Below are 20,173 nucleotides of genomic sequence, written 5' to 3'. Positions count from 1 at the left end.
CTTATTTCCCCCCATCTTCATAATGCACCCATAGCTTGCTGCTGCCGAATAGCAGGAGTGTGAATATCCCAATCAGCAGCACAAGGACCCAGGCCATCGCCGAGGCATAGCCCATCTGGAAGAAGGAGAAGCCCTTCTTGTACAGGTAGAGGGAATACATCAGGGTAGAATTCACCGGTCCCCCGCTGCCGTTACTGATAATGAAGGCTTGGGTGAACGACTGGAAGGCGGTGATCGTCTGCATAATGACGTTGAAAAAGATAACCGGAGACAGCACCGGCAGCGTAATATGCAGGAATTGCCCCACCTTGCCTGCACCGTCCACCGAAGAAGCGTCATAATATTCCGGCGGCACCTGCTTCAGGCCGGACAGGAAGATGATCATCGACGAGCCGAATTGCCATACCGACAGCAGGATCAGCGAATACAGCGAGTATTTGGGATTCGATACCCAGTCAGGCGCCTGTATCCCCACCATGGCCAATAGCTGATTCAGCAGCCCGTCGCCGCCCAGCATCTTGCGCCACAGCATGGCAATGGCAACACTTCCTCCGAGCAGTGTGGGGATGTAATAGACCGTCCGGTAGATGCCGAGGCCCCGTATTCCTTTGTTAAGGAGCAGAGCCACCGCCAGGGCGAACATCAGCTTCAGCGGCACCGACACGAATACGAAGATAAACGTCACCTTAAGCGACTGGATAAAGAGCGGATCTGCGGTGAGCATAGTCCTGAAATTATCCAATCCGATCCATCTGGAGCTCTCCAGAATACTGTAATCTGTAAAAGAAAAATAGAGTGAGGCCGCCATCGGCCCCAAGGTCAGGCACACCAGCCCCAGCAGCCAGGGCGACAGGAACAGGAGGGCAATCCCGTTCTGGTTGTAGCGCAGCTTTGTTTTACGCCGCTTCATGCCTGCTGGTCTATCTACTGTCATCAGATCTGCACTCAATGGCTCTCTCACTCCTCTGTATTTATTTGGCCTTGTCCAGTATGGCGTTAGAACCGGAGATGAACTGCTCGCTTACCTGCGGAATCCCGGCCTGACCGAAGGAGATCTGCTCGCTGGCGCTCTTGAAGTTCTTATCAATCTCCGAGAAGCCCTGCGGGTAAGGCGGGTCAATATCACTGGAATGCTTGGAGACCACATCGATAAAATCAAAGATTAACTGCTCCTCGGCGGTAAGCGACGGCTTCAACTGCTCCCGGACTGCCGAATTGACCGGTACTCCCCGTTCAGCCCCCAGAATAGCAGTGCCTTCCGGGTCATTGACCATGAAGTCGATGAGCTTCGCTACCTCCTTGGGATACTTGGTCTTGGCATTCCCGGAGATGAACTGGCCGGGCTTCAGATATTCGCCGATCTTCTGCTCCCCTTCCATATGCGGAATCACCTGCATCTTCAGCTTCTGGCTCTGATCCTTCAGCACATTCTGATAGGTAATCAGCTGGTTGGACCAGGCGAAATCAAGGGCGGACTGGCCAACGGACAACGGCCGGGTCTCCAGAGCATTCGTCATCGCGGCAGTCACCTCTGCCGTTGTAGCACCGCCGCTGTCCCGCAGCCCCTGCCAGTAATTGAACCATTCATCGATGACCTCCTTGGAGAACCCGAGCTTGTTCCCGGCGAACAGACCGCTCCCGTTCTGGCGGACGAATACCTCGAAGATGTTCGTGGTGCCCGAAATATCCGGCGTCCCATAGTAGCCGTCGCCCTTCTTCTTAGCAATCGCATTCGCCATCTCCGCAAAATCCTTCCACGTCCATGACTCCTGCGGCTCCGCAATTCCCAGCTCCTGAAGCACAGAAGCATTATAGATCACGCCGGGAGCGTTCACTCCAAGGGTAACGGCATAGAGTTTGCTATCGATGCTTCCGGCCGAGAGCATACTGCTGTCATGCCCCTCCGTCCGCAGCGTTCCATCCTGGGTATAGGGCGTCAGATCCAGCAGGGTGCCGCGCTTGGCGTAATCGGACAGGAACGCATAGTCCATCTGAATGATATCCGGAGCATTCGAGCCTGCCACCTGAGTAGACAGCTTATCGAAATAGCCGTCCCAGCCGGAATATTCCGGCTTAATCGTGATGCCCGGATTCTTCTCCTCGAAGCGCTTGATCATCTTGGTGGTCAGATCGTGGCGTGTCTGTGAGCCCCACCAGGTCATACGCAGCTCGATTGCAGGTGCCGAACCCTCTGTCTTGGATGAAGCCTTGGCTCCGTCCGGTGCATTCGCACCGCCGGATGAGCATGCAGCCGTAGTCATCAGCAATATAGAGCTTAGAAGCAGTCCAAGTCCTTTAGTCCCCTTGATTGTCATCTGTTGCCTCCTCAAATTTGTGAAGTAAGCGGTTACATAAATGATTATACGGAACGCTCTGCATAGGGTAAATCCAGAAAAGTAAGGGGTTATATCAAATAAGTAAGACAAAAGCCAGCCGGAATCTTCCGGCTGGCCTGTTAGTCCTGGTTAGTTCTGTTAAGTATGAATCTGTTCCGTAAGCAGTTTACTCAAGCTCCAGTCCCTTCGTTTCCTTCCCCAGGAACAGCACCGCCAGGGCTCCGATTACAATCGTAACGAAGAAGATCATGAAGATGGAGCCGATCCCGACCGTCTTGCCGACCATCAGCCCGACCAGCGTTGGGGCAATAATGCCGCCAATCCGCCCAAAGGAGGTGGCGAGTCCGGCACCAGTGGAACGGATCTTAGTCGGATACAGCTCAGGCGTGTACGCGTACATCCCGCCCCAGGCTCCCAGGTTGAAGAACGACAGACAGATCCCGGCAGCCATCAGCATACCCTCGGTTGTTGAATTCCCGAACCAGGCCGCGCTGACGGCTGTCAGCAAGAGATAGATGACCAGTACGAATTTGCGGCCGTATTTCTCGATGAAATAGGCGGCGGTGAAGTACCCCGGCAACTGGGCGAGTGTCATGATCAGCACATACTCGAAGCTTTTGACCAGACTGAAGCCCTTCAGCACCATTACCGTCGGCAGCCACAGGAACATTCCATAATAAGAGAAGACCACGGTGAACCACAGAATCCACAGCATGATGGTCGAGCGGCGGTACTCTGCCGACCAGACTGCCGCTACACGCTTCTTCAAGGGCACTGGAGGAGCTTTCTTGATCTCCGCGAACTTCGGTGAGTCATCGATTGCCCTGCGCAGATAGAGCGCATATAGCGCCGGTACCGCCCCAATGGCGAAGGCGACCCGCCAGCCGTAATCCGGAATGACGAAGTACGCAATCAGCGCCGACAGAATCCAGCCGAGCGCCCAGAAGCTCTCGAGCAGCACCACAGCCCGGCCTCTCTCCTTGACCGGCATGCTCTCGGATACCAGTGTAGAAGCCACCGGCAGCTCTCCGCCCAGCCCGAAGCCGGCAATGAAGCGCAGTACGCACAGTACTGCATAGCCTGCGGCGAAGGCCGACAGTCCGCTTGCAATTGAGAAGATCAGCAGCGTCCAGAGCAGCACCGATTTGCGGCCGAAGCGGTCCGCCATAATCCCGGCTGCAGCTGCACCGACGGCCATTCCCACTGAGTTAATGCTGGTTAAATAGCCGATTTTCTCCGGTCCCAGCGACCATTCCTTGGCAAGTGCAGCCACGACGAACGAGATCATCCCTACATCCATCGCGTCGAACATCCAGCTTAGACCTGCACTGAAGAGCAGCTTCCGCTGCTTCGGATTCTGCAGCAGCGACATTTGATTCCACATGACTTAAGGCCCCTCTCCCCTGATTCCCGCTAATCCAATCATTCCTGACTAGTATCACTTACACATTCTAGAAGCGGATGGTTCAAAAATCAAGGAATAACACCGCATTGAAATATTGCCGGGCCATCGCCTGAAAATAACAGGTTTGCACCGAGATCGCAGCGATCAGCAGCATATTCTGCACCGCATCCCGCTGCCCTCTGCTCAAGTGGCTGAGCCGCTTCATCATTTTGTCCATGGCCGATTTGATTCCGCTGTCCGATTTCCACTGATATTCCTTGGGATTCCCGGTCAAAGCCTGTCCCTCAGCCGGCACCGGGGAACGGCTCTTAATCTCCTCGAACAGCTCCGCATACCCGTGATACAGCTGTGCCGGTTCCACCAGATCATCGTCATCACGTTCAGGCGCCAGGAACAGCATACGGAAGAGCTGCCTTATGCTCTCGAAATCAAGCGCCGCCTTCAGATCATCTATTATAAATAGAAGGGCCGCCTGATTAATGGAGTACTTCTTCCCTTCACGCGGGGACCCGAGATATTCCTTGAAATCGCGCTTTACCCAATTCTGCATAGCAGAGACGGATAATGTGGAATACTCAATCAGACCGCCAAGCGAAGCAATTTCACCCAGGGACAGCCCTTTGACGCCGGTACCTTTAATCAGTTTTTGCAGAATCGGGGGGATATCCGTAGACAGAAAAGCGGGCAGACTTGTCCCCTCCCGCACCTCGTCGCGGTGGAACTTCGTCCAGGCTTCCTGCAGAATATGGAGCGGCTTCCGCTCCGAGTTTGGCCCTAGAGACAGTAATAGTCCGGACATCTCTATCCGGCTAAGTGTAAAAGCTTCCATAGCTGGCAACCCTCCACCATTTGATATTCTACTGAAAAGTTCGTACAATAGGTTCATAAGAACTCATAATATGAGTATAACCTATTTTAGGGACGAAAGGGATGGTAAAGATTATATGGGTATAGGACTTAGTTTGACGCTCGTGGCAATTTTGATTATTTTAACCGCATTTTTTGTAGCGACGGAGTTTGCAGTAGTGAGATTACGGGGAAGCCAGGTCAGCCAAATGGTGCTGGACGGCAAGAAGAACGCACTGGCAGTACAGCGGGTAGCCGCTAACCTGGACGGATATTTGTCCGCCTGCCAGCTCGGTATCACGATTACTGCACTCGGGATCGGGGCATTGGCAGAGCCTGCTTTTGAGCAGCTGCTCATTCCATTGTTTGATCTGGCTGGTGTGAGCCACAACGTTAGTAAGCCCATTGCTTTTGCTTTGGCCTTCATTATCGCCACCTTCCTCCACGTCGTGGTCGGAGAGCTTGCACCGAAGACCGCCGCTATTAATATTCCGGAGAAAATTGGTCAGATTACCGCACCGCTGATTATTTGGTTCTACAGAATATTGTACCCTTTGATTTGGATTATGAACGGTTCCGCCAACCTGCTCGTCCGTATGTTCGGCATGAAGCCTGCCAGTGAACACGGCGACGCGCACAGCGAAGACGAGATCCGCCTGATCCTGTCCGAGAGCTATGAGAGCGGCAAAATCAACAAAGCGGAATACGGTTATGTTAACCGGATTTTCACCTTTGATGAGATGCTCGCCAAGGAAATTATGGTTCCCCGGACAGATATGGTATGCCTGTTCACCGATCATTCGCTGCAGGAGAACATTGATATTATCCGCAAGGAGCAGTACACCCGCTTCCCTGTAGCTGACGGCAGCAAAGACAATATCATTGGTATGATCAATACCAAGCAGCTCTACCTGCAATACGACAACAATCCTGATTTCGATTTCAAAAGCCTGATCCTGCCGCTGGTAACTGTATCGGAAGTTACGCCAGTGAAGACCCTGCTGACCCGTATGCAGAAGGAGCGCGTCCATATCGCCCTGCTGCTGGATGAATACGGCGGCACCTCCGGCCTGATTACGATTGAGGACATTCTGGAGGAGATCGTCGGTGAGATCCGCGATGAGTTCGACGAGGATGAGCGCCGCAATGTGGAGAAGCTGAGCGACACTCATTATCTGTTCGACGGCAATGTCTCTCTGCTGGAGGTCAAGGATCTTACCGGACTTGATTTCCATGATGAGGAAGTCACCACAATCGGCGGATGGCTGTACAGTCACCTGGAAGAGCCTGTGGTCGGCAAAAGCCATCAATACGAGCATGTCACCCTGACCGTCCGTGAGATGAACCGCCACCGTATCCGCAAGGTGGAGATCCTGATCGATCTTCCGGTCTCTGAAGATTCGGATGCTCACAACGAGTAAATCGTATAGATAAGCTGAAATAAATAAGGCGCTCCCCTTGAGTTACTGGGGAGCGCCTTACTTATTGTACATGATGGGGCGTGAAATGGGACTTAGTTGGATTTATTCCACTTGCTGGTGAACGAATCCAGGCCACTAAACCAGCAGTTGGATAAACAACACTTAAATCTGCTCATTTCACCCGCAGTGGTTAAATCAACTATATTTGATGTTGTTTTTCCACTTATTTAAGTTTATTGACCCATATTAGCAAAACCAAGATACACTTTTCCACTTATATATTGCTGGTAGCGTTTTTCGTCCCAATCCGTTCGACATGTCTGCTTTTCATCCTATAATTAATGTCATTAACAAATATAATTAACCCGATTAACTAAGTGACAGAGCGGCAGATCATCAGCACATTTCCGTCCGGGTCCTTGAAGTTAAACCAATGGTCATTCTCAATATCCGTAAGGATCTCCGCTCCGCTGGCTTTGACATAATCATAGGCGGCGTCTATATCCTCTGTAAGCAGATGGAAGGTCGGTACCTTCAGTACGGCTTCGGCTGTGAATATAATGCTGTCCAGCACGATCCCCGGTCCCTGCATCGGCACATCGTACAGATGCCCGAATAATACCTCGCCGTCCAGCGGCAGCCCCAGCAGGCTGCAATACCAGTTCTTGGACCTTTCGATATCACTAACCGGAATGAAGACAGCGCCAACCTGATTGCGTATCGGACTTGTCACAGCAGTATAGCCTCCTCATATAAGTGCAAGTTGTTGAATCCTATAGCCTATAATGATTTCGATAAAATATGTCAATATCCTGCCTGCTTAGTGAAGGGAATAGAAGTTATGCTATAATCTTGTCAGATCCTATCCCTATTGTCAGGAGAATGAACTTGGCTAACCTTTTCTTTGGGCATCTGAAGCTGACACCGCCCAAAATCCTATCCCTCGGCTTCGTGGTGCTGATCGCTGCCGGAACCCTGCTGTTATCGCTGCCCGCTGCTTCTACGGGCGGAAGAATCTCTTTCATTGATGCGCTGTTCATGGCAACCTCGGCGACCTGCGTAACCGGTCTTGCCGTTATCGACACGGGAACACAGCTTTCGACCTTCGGACAGATCGTGCTCCTTGTACTGTTCCAGTTCGGCGGTCTCGGCTTCGTGACGATGGCGACACTAATCACCCTGGTGCTGAACAAACGAATCTCATTGAAGGAACGCCTCTTGCTGCAGGAATCCATGAACCAGAACTCCATGCAGGGGATCGTAAAGCTAATCCGCCGGGTTCTAATCTATTCCCTGGTGATTCAGCTGACCGGGGCCATTCTGCTGGCTGCCCGATTTGTAGTGGATATGCCGGTAGGCAAAGCAGCTTATTATGGACTATTCCATAGCATCTCCATCTTCAACAACGCAGGCTTCGATTTGTTCGGCGATATTCACGGGCCGTTCAGCGGATTAACCCGGTATGTAGAAGATCCTGTTGTGAATATTACCTCTATGCTGCTGATCTTTCTGGGCGGAATTGGCTTCATCGTCTTATCCGATGTGATCGATTATCCCAAGCGTAAGCGGCTGATGCTGCATTCGAAGGTTGTGCTGGCGACCTCAGCCGTGCTGATTCTGGTCGGAGCTATAATCTTCTTCTGGCTGGAGCTGAACGCTACACTGAAGCCGCTGCATGCCGGAGGCAAGATTATGGCCTCCTTCCTGCAAGCTATTACGCCCCGTTCCGGCGGTGTGACAACCATCGAGATTCCGCTGCTGCGTGAATCTACCCAGTTCCTGATGATTCTGCTGATGTTCATCGGGGCGGCTCCCGGCTCTACCGGCGGCGGAATCAAGATTACCACCTTTGCCATTCTGGCCAGCACCGCCTACGCCAAACTGCGCGGCAAAGAGGATATTGTAATGTTCCGCCACCGGATCTCGAAGAAGAATGTATACAGGGCTATTACCATGACCTTACTCTCCCTGATGCTGGTGGTTATCTCCACGATGCTGCTGTCCGTAACAGAGCGCGCAGATTTCCTGAGCGTATTGTTCGAGGCGGTGTCTGCTTTCGGCACCTCAGGCATCACCATGGGACTGACCACAGAGCTGACCACGATAGGCAAGGTGCTGGTGATCATTCTTATGTTCGTAGGCCGGACCGGACCGCTTACCCTGGCCTATGCGCTCAAGCCGAAGAACAGCAAGGAGCTGTACCGTTACCCGGAAGGCAATATCACCATCGGCTAAAGGCCGGCGACTATTCATTAAAAATGCGACCCTGCCCGTCCAAGGCAATCTGCCGGGACGAGGGGTCGCATTGTTATATCCGCAAGTAAGCCTAAGCTTCCTCTTCCGGGATCTCTTGGGTATCCAGCGCTGCATCCAGCAGCTGATTGTACAGATCATCGTCATTCTCCAGCAGCGCATCCACTTCCAGGAACTGCTCCTCACTCCCCGGCTCACCGGCGAAGCTCAGGCTGTAATCCCATTCGGTTCCACGGGAACTGTAGAAAGTAATCTCATAAGGGGAACGGTGATTCTCTAATGTAAAGACCGTTCTCCCCACAAAACTTCTATCCTCTACGCGTTTCATTTCTGCTTTGGTGATTTCCAGGTTCATCCTCTTTCCTTCCTTTCATCTGATCATGCCCACAATATCCAGTATAACATTGATATGTCAGCATTTCTCTTTCCTTTTGCGCTGTAATTGACTTTTTTCATCCGGCGGTTAATAATTTAGTACAATGCTTATACAGAGCTAAAAATTATGGTAATGGAGGAAATGTCAATGACTGAAACAGAGCTTCAGGAGAAGCTAAGTAAATACGCTGATTTAGCAGTACAAATCGGTGTGAATGTTCAGCCGGGACAAATCCTGGTCGTGAACGCCCCGATCACTGCGGCCGAGTTCGTCCGCCTGATTACGGCCAAGGCCTATGCCCTCGGCGCAAGCCAGGTTAAGGTGAACTGGAGTGACGAGTTCATCACCCGCCAGCAGTTCGAGCATGCGTCGCCCGAAGTATTTACCAAGGCCCCAACCTGGTTTGCCGGTGAAATGACCGAGTTTGCCGAGAACGGTGCCGCCTTCCTGTCGGTCATTGCTGAGAACCCGGATGCCCTCAAAGGCATTGATCCTGAGCGGATTGCGAACTTCCAGAAGACTCGTGGGGCAGCGCTTACGAAATACCGCGAATTGCAGATGTCCGACAAGGTTAGCTGGAGTATTGTAGCGATCCCGTCCCAGCCGTGGGCAGACAAGGTGTTCCCTGACGTTCCTGCTGACCAGCGTGTAGACAAGCTGTGGGAAGCTATCTTCCATACCGTCCGTCTGGACCGTGAGGACCCTGTTGCCGCCTGGCAGGAGCATCTCGACACACTGGAGTCGAAGGCTAATGTTCTTAACGCGAAAAAGTACGCCAGCCTGCATTACATAGCCCCTGGAACTGACCTTAGCATCGAGCTGCCTGAAGGCCATTTATGGGCACAAGGGGACAGCATCAATGCCAAAGGTCATTCTTTTGTCGCCAACATGCCGACCGAGGAAGTGTTCACCGCTCCCAAGAAAACCGGTGTTAACGGTACGGTCCGCAGCACGAAGCCGCTCAGCTACGGCGGAAATGTGATTGACGGCTTCTCGATTACTTTTGAACAGGGCCGGATTACCAGTGTGAGCGCTGAGCAGGGCCAGGAAGCCCTCGAATATCTGATCAGTCTGGATGAAGGCGCCAAATATCTGGGGGAAGTCGCGCTGGTGCCGCATAAGTCGCCGATCTCGGAATCAGGAATTCTCTACTTCAATACCTTGTTCGACGAGAATGCCTCCAACCATCTGGCTATTGGTACCGCCTATGCCTTCTGTCTGGAAGGCGGCAAAGAAATGAACCAGGATGAACTGACCGCCCGCGGCCTCAACAACAGTGTGACCCACGTTGACTTCATGATCGGTTCAGCCGAGATGGATATCTACGGAATTACCGCTGACGGTACGCGCGAACCGGTCTTCCAGAAGGGCAACTGGGCCTTCTAAAACCCTTATATGCCATTGCATTTCATCAGATAACGAATGGAGCTGAAGCTATTGCTGGATTTCAACCAAAAGCTGGAGAATTACGCACTGCTCGCTGTAAAGATCGGCGTTAATATTCAACCCGGCCAGACCCTTGTCGTAAACGCGGATATCGTATCGGCTGAGCTGGTCCGCCTGATTGTACGCCAGGCCTATGAAGCAGGTGCGAAGCTCGTCAAGGTTAATTATTCCGATGAATTCGTCACCCGTACCCGTTATGATCTCGCGCCGTCCGAGAGCTTCCTTGAGCCGCCGAAGTGGCAGGCTGATGAGCTGGAGGATCTGGCACGGGGCGGAGCAGCGTTCCTGACAATCATCTCAGCGAATCCGGACTTGCTAAGCGGTGTAGATGCAAGCCGCATTGCGGACCATCAGAAGACCGCCGGTCAAGCTATGGCTCCTTACCGTGAGATGCTGATGGCTAATCAGGTCAGCTGGACCGGCCTCGCCTTCCCATCCGCTTCCTGGGCTGCGAAGGTATTCCCTGACGCCGCGCCTGAGCAGCAGATTGACCTGCTCTGGGACGCCATCTTCAAGGCTGTGCGTGCAGACCAGGAGAATCCGGTGCAGGCCTGGAGTGTCCATCTGGCCGGCCTGAAACAGCGCTGTGAACTGCTGAACGCCAAGAAATACCGCAAGCTACACTACACGGCTCCGGGCACTGATCTGACAATCGAATTGCCTGAAGGCCATATCTGGTGTCAGGCCGGTGCGGTGAACAGCCGCGGCATGTCCTTCCTGGCGAACATTCCGACCGAGGAAGTGTTCACCGCTCCGTTGAAGAATGGAGCGAACGGCACGGTCCGCAGCACGAAGCCGCTCAGCTATGGCGGCAACATCATCGACCGCTTCAGCCTGACTCTTGAGAATGGTAAAGTTACAGACTTCACCGCTGAAGTGGGCCAGGAAGCCTTGGCTTCTCTACTGGCTATGGATGAAGGTGCCGCCTACTTCGGTGAAGTGGCGCTTGTCCCTTTCCACTCCCCCATCTCGGAAAGCGGCATTCTCTACTACACCACCCTGTATGACGAGAATGCTTCCTGCCATCTGGCACTTGGCGCTTCCTACGCCTTTACCTTGCAGGACGGCATTAACATGACCAAGGAACAACTGGTGGACTTGGGCATGAACCAAAGCCTCACCCATGTCGACTTCATGATGGGCTCCCCGGAGATGAACATCGACGGAATTGCCGATGACGGCTCCACCGACCCGATCTTCCGTAATGGAGACTGGGCATAAGCTTATTCTTTGTACTATGAATGAGACCCTGCTATTTCCTCTTGGGGAATATGGCGGGGTCTTTGTGTTTTCTAGCGGGACTTTTTCCCTGTGAGTGCTATGCGGTGAGAGTGCTATGAGATTTAATGAGTGAGTGGCTGATTGCACTTTCTGCAATAGAATTCACGGAAACTACGGTTAAAACACCTTCTGCTGTATTTTGTACAACAGATTTCCGGATTTCAGCTCCAACCCCGATGGCGTAAAGTAAGTTGTGTACCACAATTTGGAGCCTAGCCAGGCACCAAAAAAGTAGGGTATCCTCGGGTTTACCACAACACCAAGAAGGAGCCCTACTCGATGACTATTGTACCCGAACATATGCTAAATAATCTATTTGAAAAACTTGTTAAAGACTTCATGAAAGAGAATATGGAATCGCTCCTGCGTGCCGAAATCCAAGGGTTTATGTCGAGTGAAGAAGCCGGTGCCAGCAATAGCCGTAACGGATACTATACACGGGATCTGCATACGAGATACGGCCATATCGAGGATCTTCAGGTTCCCCGGGACCGCCAGGGTCTCTTTCAAACTCAGATGTTTGAACCCTACCAACGGCGGGAGGGCTGGCTGGAAGAAGCGGTGATCCAGATGTATAAATCCGGCATGGGAACCCGGGACGTGGCCCGATTTATTGAAAGCATGTTCGGCAGCCATTACTCGCCCACCACCATCAGTAACATCACCGCTACGGTGCTGGAGGATATCCACCAGTGGCAGAAACGTCCGCTGAGCAAACGCTACTCTGTGATCTACCTGGATGGGCTTACGTGAAGCTTAAACGGGGCACGGTCCGGGGCGAAGTCGTCTATTTTGCCATGGGAATCGACGAAGAAGGTCAGCGTCAAATCCTGGGGTTCTACGTAGGGGGTCAAGAGAGCTCGAATGGCTGGCGGGAGGTGCTCAAAGATCTGTACGCACGCGGGGCCCAGGAAGTGCTGCTCGGTGTATTTGACGGACTGCCGGGGCTCGATGCGGCCTTTAAAGAAACCTACCCGCAGGCGGATGTGCAGCATTGTGTGGTGCACAAAGTACGAGCCACGTTACCCAAAATCCGTGTGGAGCACAAAACCGATGTGATTAAGGCCCTGAAGACCGTGTATGATGCACCAGATGAGGTCGTGGCCCGGGCGAACTTTGACACGGTGAAAGCGAAGTGGAATGCGTTATACCCGAAGGAAATGCGGTCTTGGGAGGAGCAGCTTTCGACGTTACTGACGTTCTACAAGTACCCGGAACCGATGCGTAAAGCGATTTACACGTCCAATCCCATTGAGCGAATGAACAAGGAAATCCGCAAACGTCTGAAGCCGATGAACAGCCTGACCAACATGGATGCGGCAGAAAAAATCGTGTATCTGGAGATGTTAGGCTACAACGAAAGGTTTGGGCAGCGAGTCACCCCTGGCTTTGGGGTGGACACGGTGAAAAAGAAGCTCAGCCAGCTCTATGAAGCCCGCTACCCTTCGTTGCCCACAGTCGTAGAAGAGTAGCCAATGAATCCAATTTCTGGGGGTCGGGGTTCCCCCTCCCCCCAGAAACACTACACCCCCAACCCGTAACCCCGGGGAGGTACTTCTACTCATTTACACAAACTTCTTGACGCTACCCCAACCCCCTGTTTTCTCAAAATTCTAGTGTATAAAGTGCAATAGATTCATTTTTTCGGCGAAATTAGCACTCATCTAATGTATAAAGTGCAACCGGAGGTGAAGTTAAGTGGTCAATGCAACCAAACAGCCCAAATGTGAACATTTAGTCAAAGAATTTTCACAATATTGTTGAAATTAGTTCACAAATATGTCACAATACAATTATAGATAGTGTTTACAGTGCCAAATGAGGAATGTTTTAGTCCTCAAGTAATCTCATGAATAATCTAAGGAGGGAATTCTGATGAAAGAATCTTTCAATCATGACAACACGGATTCTACGGAAACAGAACGTCTGGAAGTCCAGGCTCCCAAAGACTTAAGTATCGTTGCCTCCGACGCCATCAAGTACACCGCCTACATCATGCTGCTGTTCGGATTCCTGTACTTCCTGGTTGCCTACCTTGGCCCTATGCTGTAATGCTGCTTCACAATACACAAGAGATGCAGGACAATCATATATTCGTAAGCGCTTACGGCCGGTCTGCTCCTGCGGGAATGAGATTAGCCGTTTTTATTTGTTCCCCATGTCAAAATACCAAAAACGGCAGCCCTCTTCCTGCTGAGGACTACCGTTCTTAATTTATTTCCAGGTTTATTTCCAGCCCAGCGCCTTGTTGATCCAGGCCACCGCCTCCGGTGCCCATGCCGCTTCCATACGTGAACGCAGCCAGGCTATCGCCTCTTCTCTCGATCCCTCAAAGGGCGGAATGCCAGCTTCCTGCATCCAGTGCCCCGTGGTTTCATAAGAGGTGCTGTTCCAGCCATTCGGCTCTCCGTCCGCATTCACCCGCTGCTTCACACCGGAGATTACAATATCCAGAGACCCTTGCAGCTCCGTTACCGCATTGTCAAAAGCCGTCTTCTTCTCCTTGGCTTTCATGTCGGCCATAGAACGAAGTTGCCGGGTCTCTATCCCCTCGTTCGCCCGGATAATCTCCAATAGGGTCAGCGCTTCCCTGGTAGCCAGACCGCTCTCATACCTATCTACCAGAGACTGGTGAGGCCCGGCCGCAGCCAGATACGCCGGAAGCCATTCGCGGGATACGAGTATGGCTTTTTTCTTGATGAACTTCCCGTAGCCGGCTAAGCCTTCTCCAGGGAATCTGACCCGCCAGCCCCAGGGGTCCAGTTCGGTATCGGTATGCCAATTCTCCGCAAGCGTCAGCCCGTTCACGGACGGATGCTCCGGGATCAGGGAGGCCAGCGGTACAATCCCCAGCCTGGCGACTACCTCAGCCATCTCTTCAAAGGTGGTTACACCTTCATGCTTCTCAGTTCTTCCCACGTAATTCCGCCTCCTGCATCAATCTGGCTTGTACACCTAGTTAAGCTTATCACTATAAGCGGGCAAATTCACTTCAAAGTAATTTGTTTTAAAAATATACCATTCTCATCACAGCCAATCTGGAAATGTTCATCCTGTAAAATCCAGGCATCTGTTTTTTCAACAAAGAAATGAAAGCCTCCGATAGATTGAACCAATGCCGGATCGATCGGTGTAGCACTTGCATTTATGCCAATCGCAAAAGCATCTGAGCCGCCACCAGCATATTTTGCATAAATCCTTACATATTGAGCCTCTTCCAGACCCCATTCATCCTTAAAAGAATCAATAGCTTGTTCCGTTACTTCAAATGATATCATCCCTGTGCTCTCCTTCCCGCAGGTTAATCACATTTTTTAACTTCCCCCCGATAGTTAGCCATCCGAAAACTGGCCCCGCATCCGCAGGAGGCTTTTGCATTAGGGTTATTCATGGTGAATCCGCCTATCATTCCGCTTTGTTCATAGTCAATTTCAAGACCGTCAATATATGGAATACTCTTCGTGTGAACTAATATACGGAATTTATCTTTATTGAACACCACATCCTCCTCTGTTTGCTGCTCATCCAAAACAAGGGTATAAGATAATCCGCTGCATCCCCCTTCTTCAACACCTACTCTAAGAAAAGAGTGCCTTGTATCAGCGGTTAATAAGATTTCGGCGATTTTCTCTGCAGCGATCTCACTGACCTCAATGTTCATGTTCATTCCTCCTATACAAGCTTAATTTAGTTTTGGGTCCCCCAGTCCATTAGACAAGGTATGAACGTAGCGAGAGCTGCTCCTTTTGGTGTAAGTTCATACATGGCTCGTGCAGGACGCTGCGGACTGGTTCTCTTGACCAGATTATGATGTTGAAGCTCCTTTAAACGCTGGGAAAGGATTCTTTGCGTAATGGAAGGAATACTCCGGGTCATTTCGCTAAACTTCTTCGGACCGTAAGAAAGAGTGAATAAGATATGGATAGTCCATTTAGACCCGATGATGTCATAGGCTATAAGAAGTTTCTCCGTATCCTCAGTGGACAATGATATTTACACCCTCTTTCTTAGGAGCAGCTTTCCTGATGGATTGCGGTGAGATCCGGGTACTGGCAGTCAGACTTATGACGATCAACAAGAGATGGAAGCCCATGGCTACAATTAAGCCGGATTGCAGTGACATTCCAGCAGCCTGACATACGACAAGGATCGAACCCCCAATCCCGATCACTACACCGGGTGTAAAAGAATCCGCAAATTGCAGATTTGCCGAGGTTTGGCCCGCACCGCCTTCCCCTGCTTGGGAAAAGGCTACAACACCGCTAACCGGATGCGCCAATCCAATACCGACCCCGGCGATAATCTGACCCATAACGGCAAAGGGAACAGAAACAACCGGTATCCAAAAGACGATGGCAATCCCTACGGCAAGCAGAAATACCCCCAGAATGATTCTCATATGACGTCCCCGGCCCTGATCTGCCGCATCCCAACGCCCTTGCAGATACGAAATGATACACCAGCTTAATGCTGCACTCGCTACGATTAAACCCGCCTGAGAAGGGGTTATTCCTTTCACCTCAATGAGGGCCAATACCAGGAAATTCTGTGTGCTGGCGTAGGCAGCGAAGAACAATCCGCGTATTGCCAGAATCGCTGGCATCCCTCTCCGCAGCGTAAGCGTTCCCTTCGGCAGCAATTGACGGAGCGGTAATATCATAACTACGAGGCCAATCAGGGCGAAGACAAATCCCATCATACCCGGAAGCATACTTAGACCAACCAGGAAAAGACCAGTACCCATCGTTAAGAGTAACGCCATCCAAGTAGATGAAGAGCCGCTTGCCCCTCCCGTCTGCTGCACTTTCAATTTCCTGAAAGCCGGTAAACTAAGCACTGCTGAAACAACCAGCACAGGTAAGATCCCCCAGAAAACAAACCGCCAGGACCACTGATCTGCTATAAGACCTGCCACATATGGACCGAGCATGGACGGAAGAACATAGGCTGTTCCAAAGGCTCCAAGTATTTTGGCACGTAATTCATCCGGGTAACTTAAGGAAATAGCTGTATACACACAAGTCATCATTGCTCCGGCACCCAAACCTTGCAGGGCCCGTGATCCAATCATAATATACATATCGCCTGCGGTAGCGGCAGCGACCAGTCCTACGATAAACAGCAGAAGCGCATATGTGAAAGGTGCAGCAGGGCCTCTTTTATCTATGATCCGACCGACGACCAGCGTTCCGATAATCTGCGCAAGCAGATATGTACTGAATATCCACCCGAACAGGCTAAGACCGTTCAAGTCTCCAGCAATCGAGGGAGCAATGGTGGTTACGGACAGACCTTCGAATCCCACGGCCATCACTGACAAGATAATTCCTATGGATAATGCAAAGTAACGCGGGCTGAAAATACTTTGATGATTAGACGGCATGAATGGTGACCTCCAAGAAAATGTGATATGTATACATCGTATCCGGATACTTAGTAAACATTTTTGTTTATAATGTCTAAGCTACAGTCTGCCTTTGACTTTGTCAACATTTTTGTTTAAAATGTAGGGAGTGATGTAGCTTCAATAGCTGCAAAAAGGAGGCGCACCATGAGCCCGAATCAAATTAAAAAGGATGTCTCCACCAGTACCCGAAGGGCGATCATTAACTTGTTAAAAGAGCGTGGGGGCTTGGATGTTATGACCCTCTCCTCTCATTTCTCACTGTCTGGAATGGCTATTCGCCAACATTTGAATGCGCTGAAGGAAGAAGGATTGGTTACGAATGTGGAAGAAGCACGTCCCATGGGACGGCCCACCAAGCTATGGATATTAACACCCGCGGCTAATCGTTTTTTTCCAACCGGATATTCGGATTTATCCATCAGCCTCATTCAGTCGATGAAAGAAGCTTTCGGTAACGAAGGGTTGGACAAGCTGCTGGATGTTCGAAATAAAAAGATGCAGGCACAATATCTCCAGCATCTTGGCACAGCATCGGATGTTAGAGAGAAATTAGAGAAACTGGCCGAGATTCGAACGAATGAAGGTTACATGGCCGAGGTGAAGGAGCAGGAGGATGGCAGTCTCTTATTCATTGAGAAACATTGCCCGATCTGTGAAGCGGCGGCTGTGTGTACCGGGTTATGCAAGAATGAATTGCATTTATTTAAAACCGTTCTAGGCGAGGACGTTCATATTGAACGGGGGGAGTACATTTTAAAAGGAGGAAGAAACTGCATTTACACCGTTAGGCCCAATCAGCCGTGACAACAAAGAGCAACCTCACTCGGAGATTGCTCTTTGTTGTTATTTCAGGCTTGCTTCGTCCGATCCCATACAGCGGATTCCCGCAATATAGGTATTAATCAGCCGGGTGAGCGTGACATTCAGGTCCAGCGGCATTCCAAATCCGCCCTGATGCTCCAGGGTAGACAATCCATGCAGGATACTCCGTAATCCACGGACAGCATGCAGATTGCCTTCCTCATCCAAACCGAACGCGGATATCAATTGGATGATGAGCGACAGAATCTTTGCACTCGCCGCCTCCAGAGCAGTATCCCCCTGTTCGGGTGCTTGGAGTGTCGTCTGGTACAGCCCCGGGTGTGCTCTGGTGAATCCGAGGTAAGCTTGACTCATGGCATGTACCGCTGCTTCTCCGCAGAGCCCCTCCGTTGCCTCCGATATAATCTCATACAGCTGCTCCAGGCCATATACGGCCATCAGTGTACGCAGCCCCGCCAGCCCGTTGATGTGATTATAGAGTGACGGGGAACGGACCCCCAGCTTCGCGGCTAATGCAGCCAGCGTCACTTCTTCGATCCCATGTTCATCCGCCAACTCTGCTGCTGCCAACACCAGCGTCTGTGTATCCAGACCTGCTCTAGCCATGTACCCTCTCTCCTCTCTTAGCTGCCCCTTCAGCCTCAGCAGCCGCCCGCTTCATCGCTTCTACCGGATCTCTGAGCAGATCCCCGTGTCCTACCGCCAGTAAGGTCGGGTTAAGCTCAATCAGCTTATACGCGCTGGCCAGCGCCTGCTCCAGACTCCAGGTGGCCATAGCCGGAAAAGGAAACCAAGGCACCTTCTTGCCGGACACCGCCGTGGCCCGGAAGGTCTGGAAGGCGTCCCCGGCAATCAGCGCTCCACTGCGCCGGTCCTGAAAAGACATCGAACCCGGCGTATGTCCGGGAGTACTGAACGCCATCAGCGAGCCGATGCTATCGCCGTCATGCAGCAGAATGTCGGGCCGGGTTACTATTTTGGCGGGTACACTGCCCTTAATAGGAGTCTGCAGCTCACCTGCTCTTAACGAGCGGTCACCAGCCAACAATGCAGCATCCCGCTCCGAGATATAGACCTTAGCCTCCGGCACCTGCTTCTTCAAGGCATCAAGTGCCCCGACATGATCCATATGACCATGAGTCAGCACGATCCGGGTTAGCGGCTTCTGAAGCTTCGCAGACTGTAGCAGAATCCCCTTCATACTATAGGACATGCCCGCATCAATAAGTGTAAGCTCCTCTTCTTCTTCGATCAAATAACAATTCACTGGAAAAATACTCGGCAGCCACGTTAACTGAAACAAATTGCCTTCTTGTGTTACTCTCATTGGTTCTCCCCCTCAAAACTAACCTTATTAGTTTAAATATAAACTAATAAGGTTAGTTTTGCAATAGCCATTTACTCATACAAAGTTGAAGTGATTTCATTTGATCCACTCGCCTTCGCAGTGCCCAATGTGATCGGTTTTTCGATTACATTCCGCCCACTCGCCTCCGCAGTGCCCAATGTAATCGGTTTTTCGATTACATTCTGCACACACGCCTCCGCCACGCCCAATGTAATCGGTTTTTCGATTACATTCGGTGCGACCCCCTTATCCCGGAGTCCTCCGTATCAAATCGGTACTTGTCGTAGAAATGCTCTTTATTTCGCTTTTTCTCTCGGCCAGAAGAAGCGGGAGCGGTCTTCTTGGGTCAGGACCCACTCCGCAAACGTAGCTGGCGGCATGTTCCGAAGGCTCGTATGCATTCTGCGGTTGTTGTAAAAGTCCATGTACCGGTCCACCGCTTCATAGGCCTCTTCGAACGTGTCGAATGCCTCTTTGCGGAACAAATCCCGGTCAATATTACTGTGGAACGATTCAATAAAAGCGTTTAAATCCGGCGTTCGAGGCGGAATGCGTTCATGGGTCATTTCCCAGCTTTCACACATGTCGCCAAACAGGTGGCTGACGAACTGTGGGCCGTTGTCGGTGCGGATCACCGGGCGTACGCTGCCAGGGGCGCAGTGTTGCTCCATGGCGCGTCCCAGCGTCTGGCAGGCGTGCTTGGCCTCACACGACGATCCGCGGTGGTAGCCGACGATGACACGGGTAAACACATCGATAATGCTCAGGACAAAGAAATGCCGGTCCCGGCCCGCCACGTACCCGTACTTAATGTCCATCTGCCAGAGCTGGCCTGCTCCGGTAATGACCCGGTTCTCCGGCAGCTTCCGGGGATGCTTAAAACGCTTGTGACGCTGCGGCTGCAGGATATCCAGCGCCTGACACAGCCGGTAACTTTTCTTGTGATTGAGCTTTAAACGGTGCTGGTTCCACAAGCACTTGGCCAGCAGTTTGTATCCGTACACGTGCTCTTCTCCAGCAATTAATTCCAGCAGCCATTCCTGGATTTCCTCGTCGCTAATCTTCGCTCCAGACTCGGTCAGAGAGTAGCCGGGTACGGGTCTTCCGCGCCCCTGGAGTACGGCCTGTGCATCCTGTGACTTGCGTTTCTTACGGTCGTAGTACGTGGACTCTGCGAGCCCGATGAGACGTAGTACCAACGCTGCGGAATATCCCTGCTTAATGAACATCTC

20 protein-coding genes and 1 pseudogene are annotated in these 20,173 nt (G+C 51.6%); 7 read left to right on the top strand and 14 right to left on the bottom strand.

The features are described from left to right. Nucleotide 1 precedes the first annotated feature (1 nt). From NST04_RS19005 to NST04_RS18990, 4 genes are all read right to left on the bottom strand, one after another. Nucleotides 2-910 carry a carbohydrate ABC transporter permease gene (locus NST04_RS19005; RefSeq protein WP_341186797.1) on the bottom strand — a complete coding sequence of 303 codons (909 nt, stop codon included), beginning with the start codon at nucleotides 908-910 and terminating at the stop codon, nucleotides 2-4. A gap of 61 nt (nucleotides 911-971) precedes the next feature. Beyond that, on the bottom strand, nucleotides 972-2,315 hold the full coding sequence (locus NST04_RS19000; protein WP_341185619.1) for an ABC transporter substrate-binding protein: 1,344 nt from the start codon (nucleotides 2,313-2,315) through the stop codon (nucleotides 972-974). A gap of 187 nt (nucleotides 2,316-2,502) precedes the next feature. Then, complete coding sequence (locus tag NST04_RS18995) at nucleotides 2,503-3,720, bottom strand: MFS transporter (protein ID WP_341185618.1); 1,218 nt, start codon at nucleotides 3,718-3,720, stop codon at nucleotides 2,503-2,505. 82 nt (nucleotides 3,721-3,802) lie between these two features. Next, the gene (locus tag NST04_RS18990) at nucleotides 3,803-4,570 is read right to left on the bottom strand and encodes a DUF1836 domain-containing protein (protein WP_341185617.1); all 768 of its coding nucleotides are present in this window, start codon (nucleotides 4,568-4,570) and stop codon (nucleotides 3,803-3,805) included. A 115-nt stretch (nucleotides 4,571-4,685) separates the two neighbouring features. On the opposite strand from NST04_RS18990, the gene NST04_RS18985 reads away from it, so the two are divergent. Continuing rightward, nucleotides 4,686-6,008 carry a hemolysin family protein gene (locus NST04_RS18985; protein WP_341185616.1) on the top strand — a complete coding sequence of 441 codons (1,323 nt, stop codon included), beginning with the start codon at nucleotides 4,686-4,688 and terminating at the stop codon, nucleotides 6,006-6,008. 373 nt (nucleotides 6,009-6,381) lie between these two features. Here the strand turns inward: NST04_RS18985 and NST04_RS18980 are convergent, their stop codons facing one another. Next, entirely contained in the window at nucleotides 6,382-6,741 is a 360-nt protein-coding gene (locus NST04_RS18980) for a VOC family protein (RefSeq protein WP_076158048.1), read from the bottom strand. 149 nt (nucleotides 6,742-6,890) lie between these two features. Here NST04_RS18980 and NST04_RS18975 point away from each other — a divergent pair, with 149 nt between their 5' ends. After that, nucleotides 6,891-8,243, top strand: a complete 1,353-nt coding sequence (locus tag NST04_RS18975) for a TrkH family potassium uptake protein (protein WP_445667929.1) — start codon at nucleotides 6,891-6,893, stop codon at nucleotides 8,241-8,243. A gap of 91 nt (nucleotides 8,244-8,334) precedes the next feature. Here NST04_RS18975 and NST04_RS18970 read toward each other — a convergent pair whose 3' ends face one another. Further along, complete coding sequence (locus NST04_RS18970) at nucleotides 8,335-8,616, bottom strand: hypothetical protein (protein ID WP_036695355.1); 282 nt, start codon at nucleotides 8,614-8,616, stop codon at nucleotides 8,335-8,337. A gap of 162 nt (nucleotides 8,617-8,778) precedes the next feature. On the opposite strand from NST04_RS18970, the gene NST04_RS18965 reads away from it, so the two are divergent. The 4 genes and pseudogenes from NST04_RS18965 (at nucleotide 8,779) to NST04_RS18950 (ending at nucleotide 13,416) form a co-directional block, all read left to right on the top strand. Further along, nucleotides 8,779-10,023 (top strand): aminopeptidase, encoded by a 1,245-nt coding sequence (locus NST04_RS18965; protein ID WP_341185614.1) that lies wholly within the window; start codon nucleotides 8,779-8,781, stop codon nucleotides 10,021-10,023. A gap of 51 nt (nucleotides 10,024-10,074) precedes the next feature. After that, nucleotides 10,075-11,304, top strand: coding sequence for an aminopeptidase (locus tag NST04_RS18960; RefSeq protein WP_341186796.1), 1,230 nt, complete (start codon nucleotides 10,075-10,077; stop codon nucleotides 11,302-11,304). A 339-nt stretch (nucleotides 11,305-11,643) separates the two neighbouring features. After that, nucleotides 11,644-12,836: pseudogene (locus NST04_RS18955) on the top strand (IS256 family transposase). A gap of 403 nt (nucleotides 12,837-13,239) precedes the next feature. Further along, nucleotides 13,240-13,416, top strand: coding sequence for a hypothetical protein (locus NST04_RS18950; RefSeq protein WP_340753439.1), 177 nt, complete (start codon nucleotides 13,240-13,242; stop codon nucleotides 13,414-13,416). A 174-nt stretch (nucleotides 13,417-13,590) separates the two neighbouring features. Here NST04_RS18950 and NST04_RS18945 read toward each other — a convergent pair whose 3' ends face one another. The 5 genes from NST04_RS18945 to NST04_RS18930 all read right to left on the bottom strand — a co-directional run bounded on the left by NST04_RS18945 (nucleotide 13,591) and on the right by NST04_RS18930 (nucleotide 16,747). After that, the gene (locus NST04_RS18945; protein ID WP_341185613.1) at nucleotides 13,591-14,283 is read right to left on the bottom strand and encodes an AlkZ-related protein; all 693 of its coding nucleotides are present in this window, start codon (nucleotides 14,281-14,283) and stop codon (nucleotides 13,591-13,593) included. 68 nt (nucleotides 14,284-14,351) lie between these two features. After that, nucleotides 14,352-14,642, bottom strand: a complete 291-nt coding sequence (locus NST04_RS18940) for a HesB/YadR/YfhF family protein (RefSeq protein ID WP_341185612.1) — start codon at nucleotides 14,640-14,642, stop codon at nucleotides 14,352-14,354. Between the two features lie 23 nt (nucleotides 14,643-14,665). Continuing rightward, nucleotides 14,666-15,025, bottom strand: a complete 360-nt coding sequence (locus tag NST04_RS18935; RefSeq protein WP_341185611.1) for a HesB/IscA family protein — start codon at nucleotides 15,023-15,025, stop codon at nucleotides 14,666-14,668. Between the two features lie 26 nt (nucleotides 15,026-15,051). Beyond that, nucleotides 15,052-15,351, bottom strand: a complete 300-nt coding sequence (locus NST04_RS34040) for a winged helix-turn-helix transcriptional regulator (RefSeq protein WP_445667928.1) — start codon at nucleotides 15,349-15,351, stop codon at nucleotides 15,052-15,054. Further along, the gene (locus tag NST04_RS18930) at nucleotides 15,341-16,747 is read right to left on the bottom strand and encodes an MFS transporter (RefSeq protein WP_341185610.1); all 1,407 of its coding nucleotides are present in this window, start codon (nucleotides 16,745-16,747) and stop codon (nucleotides 15,341-15,343) included. The genes NST04_RS34040 and NST04_RS18930 overlap by 11 nt, the downstream gene beginning before the upstream one ends. A 168-nt stretch (nucleotides 16,748-16,915) precedes the next feature. Between NST04_RS18930 and NST04_RS18925 the strand changes: the two genes are divergently transcribed. Then, the gene (locus NST04_RS18925; RefSeq protein ID WP_341185609.1) at nucleotides 16,916-17,575 is read left to right on the top strand and encodes a helix-turn-helix transcriptional regulator; all 660 of its coding nucleotides are present in this window, start codon (nucleotides 16,916-16,918) and stop codon (nucleotides 17,573-17,575) included. A gap of 39 nt (nucleotides 17,576-17,614) precedes the next feature. On the opposite strand, the gene NST04_RS18920 is transcribed toward NST04_RS18925, so the two are convergent. The 3 genes from NST04_RS18920 to NST04_RS18910 all read right to left on the bottom strand — a co-directional run bounded on the left by NST04_RS18920 (nucleotide 17,615) and on the right by NST04_RS18910 (nucleotide 20,170). Further along, complete coding sequence (locus NST04_RS18920; RefSeq protein ID WP_341185608.1) at nucleotides 17,615-18,199, bottom strand: TetR/AcrR family transcriptional regulator; 585 nt, start codon at nucleotides 18,197-18,199, stop codon at nucleotides 17,615-17,617. Then, nucleotides 18,192-18,920 (bottom strand): MBL fold metallo-hydrolase, encoded by a 729-nt coding sequence (locus NST04_RS18915; protein ID WP_341185607.1) that lies wholly within the window; start codon nucleotides 18,918-18,920, stop codon nucleotides 18,192-18,194. The genes NST04_RS18920 and NST04_RS18915 overlap by 8 nt, the downstream gene beginning before the upstream one ends. Before the next feature lie 317 nt (nucleotides 18,921-19,237). Then, nucleotides 19,238-20,170, bottom strand: coding sequence for an IS3 family transposase (locus tag NST04_RS18910; protein ID WP_341182892.1), 933 nt, complete (start codon nucleotides 20,168-20,170; stop codon nucleotides 19,238-19,240). Between the last annotated feature and the right edge of the window lie 3 nt (nucleotides 20,171-20,173).

The organism is Paenibacillus sp. FSL H7-0756 (genome assembly GCF_038006765.1).
GTDB lineage: Bacteria > Bacillota > Bacilli > Paenibacillales > Paenibacillaceae > Paenibacillus_AQ.
The sequence above is the reverse complement of the archived record's forward strand: the minus strand, read 5'-3'. Positions and strand labels throughout refer to the sequence as shown.